Origin of the sequence: Bacillus cereus group sp. BfR-BA-01355 (assembly GCF_022663675.1) — a bacterium.
GTDB lineage: Bacteria > Bacillota > Bacilli > Bacillales > Bacillaceae_G > Bacillus_A > Bacillus_A thuringiensis_S.
In genome coordinates this window covers 26,599-34,055 of the sequence record NZ_JAKUFY010000056.1, presented here as the reverse complement: position 1 = coordinate 34,055, position 7,457 = coordinate 26,599, and the positions used below count along the sequence as shown (strand labels likewise).

The following is a 7,457-nucleotide window of genomic DNA, read 5'->3' as shown; positions in this document are numbered from 1 at the left end:
GAGAAACGGGACCGATCGGAATAACGGGAGCAACCGGAGAAACGGGACCGACCGGAATAACAGGTTCAACGGGAATAACGGGACTGACCGGAGTAACCGGGCTAACCGGAGAAACGGGACCAATCGGAATAACGGGACCAACTGGAATAACAGGACCAACGGGAGTAACTGGAGCAACAGGTCCTACTGGGGGTATTGGCCCTATAACAACAACCAATTTGTTATATTACACTTTTGCAGATGGAGAGAAACTTATATATACAGATACTGACGGGATACCTCAATATGGTACAACAAATATTTTGTCTCCTAGTGAAGTTTCTTATATTAATTTGTTTGTTAACGGAATACTGCAGCCACAACCATTATATGAAGTGAGTACTGGTAAATTAACTTTATTGGATACGCAACCACCATCGCAAGGATCTTCAATTATATTACAATTTATCATTATTAATTAAAAGGACAGATCCTTAATGAAAAGGAATCTGTCCTTTTTGTTTCATATTTAAATAGTTAAAATTAAGTGAAGGTACATTCAATTTCTAGATGTTATAAATGGTTGAATGATAGGAAATTTACTTTCAATCCTTTTCATTGTGTATTGGAATAAAATATAGAATGAATTTTTCAATATATTATATGAGAGTTCTCTATGATACAAACGGCTTCATGTTTAAAAAGAGACCACAATTTTAGTAAAGAAATAATGTGAATTTATATGTAAAAAATGGCACCGTTAATTGTTGAGTATATTCAAATTAATATGTGTATTTGAACCTAAGAGATAAACGTGGAAAAATAAAATAAACTCTTAAGTTTAGGTATTTAATCTAAGCAGTCAATTATTAAAAACATATAATTAATATGTGAGTCATGAACATAATTAAATAGCGTTTGCAAGTTTAATTATATTTCATGTTTCCTATTTTAAGTCAATGTATAACACATACTCTTTTACAACTTTATGATCCTTATAATAGGAAAAACTCAAATATAAAACAAGTAAGGAGGACATAAATGACAAGTAATAATTGTTTTGGTCATAACAACTGCAATAATCCGATTGTTTTCACTCCAGATTGTTGTAAAAATCCACAGTCAGTTCCTATTACTAGGGAACAATTAAGTCAATTAATTACTTTACTAAACTCATTAGTATCAGCTATTTCAGCATTTTTTGCAAATCCAAGTGATGCAAACAGAGTAGCGTTATTCAATTTGTTTAATCAATTTTTAATTTTCTTAAATTCCTTATTACCTTCCCCAGAAGTTAATTTTTTGAAACAATTAACTCAAAGTATTTTAGTTTTATTACAATCTCCAGCTCCTAATTTAGGTCAATTGTCAACATTATTGCAACAATTTTATAGCGCACTTGCACAATTCTTCTTCGCTTTAGATCTTATCCCTGTATCCTGCGACTCAAATGTCGATCCTGCAACTTTACAAGTTCTTTTTAATTTATTAATTCAATTAATCAATGCTACTCCAGGTGCAACAGGTCCAACAGGCCCAACAGGTCCAACAGGTCCTGGAGGTGGAGTAACAGGTCCAACAGGCCCAACAGGTCCTGGAGGTGGAGCAACAGGTCCAACGGGAGCAACAGGAGCAACAGGAGCAACAGGCTTAACAGGAGCAACTGGTGCAACAGGTCCAACAGGTCCAACGGGAGCAACAGGAGCAACAGGAGCAACAGGATCAACAGGAGCAACAGGAGCAACAGGAGCAACAGGTGCAACAGGAGCAACAGGAGCAACAGGTCCAACAGGAGCAACAGGTTTAACAGGAGCAACAGGTGCAACTGGTGGCGGAGCTATTATTCCATTTGCTTCAGGTACAACTCCATCTGCGTTAGTTAACGCGTTAATAGCTAATACAGGAACTCTTCTTGGATTTGGATTTAGTCAGCCTGGTGTAGCTTTAACTGGTGGAACAAGTATCACATTAGCATTAGGTGTAGGTGATTATGCATTTGTAGCACCGCGCGCAGGAACTATTACGTCATTAGCAGGTTTCTTTAGTGCAACAGCTGCATTAGCTCCACTATCACCAGTTCAAGTGCAGATACAAATATTAACTGCACCTGCAGCAAGCAATACGTTTACAGTACAAGGCGCACCTCTATTATTAACACCAGCATTTGCCGCAATAGCGATTGGTTCTACAGCATCAGGAATCATAGCTGAAGCTATTCCAGTAGCGGCTGGGGATAAAATACTGTTATATGTTTCATTAACAGCAGCAAGTCCAATAGCTGCAGTTGCTGGATTTGTAAGTGCAGGTATTAATATCGTTTAATTTGTTACAACGTTTAGTAGGAAATTAAACAGAGGTTTGTATATAGTCCTTCCTAAATTTAGGAAGGACTATATTTTTTGGGGGAATAGGTAATAAATCAATTGAATAATCACTCTTTGTTAAGTTCGTATAAAAAGTATAATTTATCCTTTCCTATTTAAGGAATAAGTTATGTAACATAAAAAAATTCCGGTCAGCAAAAAAAGATGAATTCTTTTACAAAAGAATTCATCCATAAAATAAACTATTTATTTTTATTACAGTTACATCCTTTTTTCTTTACATAGCCTTGCTGAGTTAAGTCTCTTTGCGATTGGGAATTGGAAGATTGGGAATTGGAAGATTGAGAGGATGCTGAAGAGCTACTATTTTTATTATAAGAGTAGTTTTTTCGATAGTTATAATTACTCATAGTACTATCACCTCCAATTTAATATATAAATATTATATGTATGTATACTATCAATTGTTACTATTATTAATAGGAAGAGAAGATACAATAAAAAATCTCCTCGGTATTTTCCTAGGAGATAAATGATGATTATTTTGAAAATTTACAAATTAATAACCCCAGTACAGAGGAAAGTAATAAGAATCTTGGCGATAGGGATTAGGCTGTTGAGTAAGGGGGTGGATTGGATAATTTTTCATTTCACGGTTTTGATTGCAGTTTGCCGGAGGACCAATTACAGTAGTTGATTGAATAGGAGAAATCGCTTGTTTCCATTGTTGTTCATTGAGGCAGTAAGTATGGGCCATCATATGAGCCGGAGTTAATCTTAAAATGTCAGAACCGAAAATAACTTCTGGCGCTGGGGCATTGAAAATAGCTAATAAATGAGTATTATCTGCTGTAGCAATTTCATAATGCCACCACGCTTGTGGAATGTTGGCAACTTGCCCCGGTTTTATCGGTAAGTTTAATATTTGATTCGTAAATGGATTAAGTAAAGAAACAACAGCAGACCCTGAAATACAATAAACAAGTTCAGCTGCATTTTGATGAATATGTGGTTCTACAACATTTCCTGTACTTAAATAAATATCTAATAAAGAAGTATTTTCTAAAGTATTTAATTGTTTAATGCCAAGTACATTTATATAATTTTGGGCATCTTTCTGAAAAAAATTACTTTTATTTACATCATAAGTAAAATTAGTTGAGGGGGAGGTATAGTCGATGTTGGCAGTCAATTGTATTACCCGCCTTTCTATAGGTAAGTTAGGTTACAAAATTAGGATATGTGTCTAGTCTTTGTTTTGTGCTGTTGTCGATAACTTAATAAATTCACTTATTCCATAAAGAATAAGGTATTAAGATTAAACTATATTCGTATTCCCATTCATACTTTGGATTGATGGAAAAAAGTAATGAAAATGTTAACTTAAAATTACATCAATCATTTATAAGGAGTGAATGTTCATGTCATTTAGTGAAATGATTAGAAATGAAGTACTCAGCTGGGCGGGTGTTTCTGAAAAAACGCATCGATTTGGTGGTATTGAAATAAATTATGGCAAGAAAGAACTTGGCCATCTTCATGGTGATAAATTAGCTGATTTACCATTTCCGAAGTTAAAGCGAGATGAATTAGTGAAGCAGGGATTGGTAAAACCACATCACGTATTACCTGAATCAGGATGGATCAGTTATTATATAAAGAGTGAAGAGGATATTCCATTTGCAATTGAGTTATTTCGTATGCAATATGACCGAATTAAAAAGTAATGAAATAAAGTAGGATAATAAAAATTTATTTTTATGTCACATCCCTCCTTAATCGTTCGTCTTGTATGTAGAACGATAAGGAGGGATTTTATTATGAATACATTTGATATAGCAATTGTTGGCGGTGGGCTTGCTGGATTAACAGCATCTATATATTTAGCGAAAGCTGGAAGGAAAGTGATTGTATTAGAAAAGTCGAGTCAATTCGGTGGCCGAGGGATGACTATAAATAAAAATGGAATCTGCATGAATCTTGGTGCACATGCTTTATATAGAGGCGGGGCAGCGTTTATAACTTTTAATGAGCTCGGTATGAATCTTCCAGGTGGAATACCATCTACAAAAGCACATGGAATATGGAAAGGGGATATATTCACCATCCCAACAGATTTTCGCTCAATTTTATCAACACCACTACTTTCGTGGTCTGCAAAAGTACAATTCTCACGTCTTATGATTCGTTTAGGAAATTTAGATGTAGGAGAAATTCCAAAAATGAGTCTAACTACATGGGCAGAAAATGAAATAAAAGATCCAATGGTTCGCAATATATTTTATGCGCTATGCCGGACGACAACATATACGTTTGCTCCTACAATACAATTAGCATCATCTGTACTAAAGCAAATACAGCTTTCTATAAAAGAAGGAGTGCTTTATGTAGATGGTGGTTGGGAAACGATAATAACAAAATTAAGAGCTATAGCGAACGATGCCGGCGTGCAATTTTTGGCTAAAAAGCATGTTTTGGAAATAGAGCATTACGAAGATAAACAAAGAATACATTGTGTTGATGATGAGGTTTTTGAAGTAGGTACAGTCATCGTGACGACTCCGCCGAAAGAAGCTTGTAAAATAATAAAAGGTGCAGAAGGAACAAGTTTGCATAGATGGAGTGAACAATCGGTACCGGTTACTGTTGCTGCATTAGATATTGGCTTGAGACAATTACCCAATCCTACACATCAATTTGTATTAGGATTAGATCAACCTATATTTTTCACAAATCAATCGAGAGCAGCTAAATTAAGTGAAGATGGATCAATTGCAGTGAGTCTAATTAAGTACCATAATCCTGTGCTAGCGATGAATCATATTCATGAAGATAAAGAACAGTTGGAAAGTACGATGGAGTTGTTACATCCAAATTGGAAAAGAGAAGTTGTTGCACAGCAATATTTACCGAAAATAACAGTAGTACATGATTTTCCTCATATTGACCGTGTTGAAAAACCGGGCCCAAATATACCTGAAATGCCAGGTATTTATGTTGCAGGAGATTGGGCAGGGCATGATGAAATATTAGCTGATGCTGCGGTAGCAAGCGGGAAACGTGCAGCGTTACACATTTTAAAGCAATATGAAAGTGAGGTAGTTCATCATGGAAACGGAGCAGTTATATGAAGCGTATCAACCATTATTATTTTCGTTAGCATACAGAATTCTTGGGAGCGTTATGGATGCTGAGGATATCGTTCAGGATGTATTTATCTCGCTAAATAATATAGAAGATCCTCAATCTATAGAAAATATGAAAGCATATTTATGTAAGATGGCGACAAATCGTTCAATTGATAAATTACGATCGGCAGCGCATAAACGTAACGTGTATGTAGGGATGTGGTTACCAGAGCCACTTGTAGAAGAGAGTGATGAGCCATCAAAGTCATTTATAATGAAAGAATCCCTTTCCACCGCATATTTATTACTTTTACAACAACTATCTGAGGTAGAAAGGATTGTTTTCATATTAAGAGAGGTTTTCAGTTATGAATACGAAGAAATAGCTTCAATTGTTGATAAGAGTAGTGTGAACTGCAGGAAGATCTTTCAACGTGCACGAAAAAGCATTTTGGAGAAACCGAAGCAATCAAAATTAAGCACCGAGAAAATGGCTTCTTATGTTGAAAAGTTTGTATCATCATTACAGTGTGGGGATGAGGAAGGTATGTTAGAAGTATTAAAAACAGATGCTATACTCAAAGCTGATGGTGGTGGTAAAGTTACGACTGCGATTAATCCGATTTATTCTGCGGATCGAATTATGCGCTTGTTCTTTGGGATTGCACAACGATTGACAGAAGAGTACACTGTTGATTTCGAAATGGTAAATGGTATGCCAGGAGTTATAGTTACAATAAATAATAAAGTAACGTATGTTCTTTCGTTTGCATTTGAGGATGAGAAAATTTCAAATATTTATATGATGGTTAATCCTGAAAAACTTATGCATTTAAATGTAAAAATATAAAAAAGCGCATTTCTTCAGAAATGCGTTTTTTATTATTTTTCTAACATTTCAAGAGGTACATCTTTTTCGCCAGCTACCTCAAATTTAATTTCCCCGTCTTCTTCATAAATACGTGTAATAATCGGTATAGTAATCATTAATTTTTTATGCTGCTTTCGTTTTCGAGCAGCATCTAAGCTAATCACGTTCATTTGTAAGCATCCTTTCTTCTGGAAATATATAAACAAAGAAAATGCGTCCGAAAAGGGCGCTTAATTGAATTTGAAATACCGATTCATTTAAATGGGGTTTATATAATTTAATAACTGCAATTTTAATATGAAATAATATGAATGGAATAATTGCACGTAGAAATTAACTTTACCAAAAAACGAAACAATATGCTATAAAAAATTATAAATCTTTGTCATATAACAGGAAAAAGGTTTTTGTTTCGCATATAATAAAAAGTAGACGGGCAGCAAGAGCTTTTTCATCATATTGCTTGGAAAGGCGATGAAAAGAATGGATACAGTAGATTCATTATTATTGCAACTTGAACAATATGGAGAAGAGCATGATCGAAATAAAAAAACAAGGGAAGAAAAATTACGGAATGTTTCTCGTGAGATGGGGCAATTTTTATCAATTTTAGTAAAAGGGTGTAATGCAAAAAACATCTTAGAAATTGGAACTTCTAATGGTTATTCTACATTGTGGTTAGCTAATGCGGTAGAAGAAACGAATGGAAATGTAACGACTGTAGAGCTTTCTTCAGAACGAGTTGGAGAGGCACTTGTCAATTTTGAAAAGGCAAACCTGTTACAAAGAATCGATATTCATAATCAAGAAGCCGGGGCATTTTTAGATTCGCAATTAAATCATTCATTTGATTTTATTTTCCTAGATTCAGAGCGTACGCAATACATGTGGTGGTTTGAGCATATAAAACGTATGTTACAACCAAAAGGTTTTCTTGTTGTTGATAATGCAACTTCTCATGCGAGTGAATTAGGTGAGTTTATAAAAATGATTGAAGAAGATGATATGTTTGAAACGGTGTTATTAGCGTTTCAAAAGGGAGCATTTGTAGCTCGCAAAAATAAATAAAAGTGAGCGTAATAGAATTATCACATTGAAAAAGGGTGAATGTCAAAAGATTGAGTGTAGCACGATTGAAAGAACGTAAATTATTTA

8 protein-coding genes are annotated in these 7,457 nt (G+C 34.7%); 6 read left to right on the top strand and 2 right to left on the bottom strand.

Annotation, left to right across the window (positions count from 1 at the left end; all coding sequences use genetic code 11):
• Positions 1-461: DUF4183 domain-containing protein (locus MR167_RS18555; RefSeq protein WP_242315205.1), on the top strand; the 461-nt coding region annotated here is incomplete at its 5' end.
• A 559-nt stretch (positions 462-1,020) separates the two neighbouring features.
• Positions 1,021-2,301, top strand: a complete 1,281-nt coding sequence (locus tag MR167_RS18550; RefSeq protein WP_242315203.1) for an exosporium glycoprotein BclB-related protein — start codon at positions 1,021-1,023, stop codon at positions 2,299-2,301.
• A 561-nt stretch (positions 2,302-2,862) separates the two neighbouring features.
• Here the strand turns inward: MR167_RS18550 and MR167_RS18545 are convergent.
• Entirely contained in the window at positions 2,863-3,495 is a 633-nt protein-coding gene (locus MR167_RS18545; protein ID WP_000126310.1) for a cupin domain-containing protein, read from the bottom strand.
• A gap of 229 nt (positions 3,496-3,724) precedes the next feature.
• Between MR167_RS18545 and MR167_RS18540 the strand changes: the two genes are divergently transcribed.
• The 3 genes from MR167_RS18540 to MR167_RS18530 all read left to right on the top strand — a co-directional run bounded on the left by MR167_RS18540 (position 3,725) and on the right by MR167_RS18530 (position 6,281).
• A complete protein-coding gene (locus tag MR167_RS18540) occupies positions 3,725-4,030 on the top strand; it encodes a luciferase domain-containing protein (RefSeq protein ID WP_000010327.1) in 306 nt (101 codons plus the stop codon).
• 93 nt (positions 4,031-4,123) lie between these two features.
• Entirely contained in the window at positions 4,124-5,434 is a 1,311-nt protein-coding gene (locus MR167_RS18535; RefSeq protein ID WP_001091191.1) for a phytoene desaturase family protein, read from the top strand.
• Positions 5,412-6,281: a sigma-70 family RNA polymerase sigma factor gene (locus MR167_RS18530; protein ID WP_242315201.1), complete on the top strand. Its 870-nt coding sequence runs from the start codon at positions 5,412-5,414 to the stop codon at positions 6,279-6,281. Before MR167_RS18535 ends, MR167_RS18530 begins: the two co-directional genes overlap by 23 nt.
• Positions 6,282-6,313: 32 nt before the next feature.
• Here the strand turns inward: MR167_RS18530 and MR167_RS18525 are convergent, their stop codons facing one another.
• Positions 6,314-6,472, bottom strand: coding sequence for a hypothetical protein (locus MR167_RS18525; RefSeq protein ID WP_001100984.1), 159 nt, complete (start codon positions 6,470-6,472; stop codon positions 6,314-6,316).
• Positions 6,473-6,776: 304 nt separating this feature from the next.
• Between MR167_RS18525 and MR167_RS18520 the strand changes: the two genes are divergently transcribed.
• Positions 6,777-7,370 carry an O-methyltransferase gene (locus tag MR167_RS18520; RefSeq protein ID WP_025989034.1) on the top strand — a complete coding sequence of 198 codons (594 nt, stop codon included), beginning with the start codon at positions 6,777-6,779 and terminating at the stop codon, positions 7,368-7,370.
• Positions 7,371-7,457: the final 87 nt, after the last annotated feature.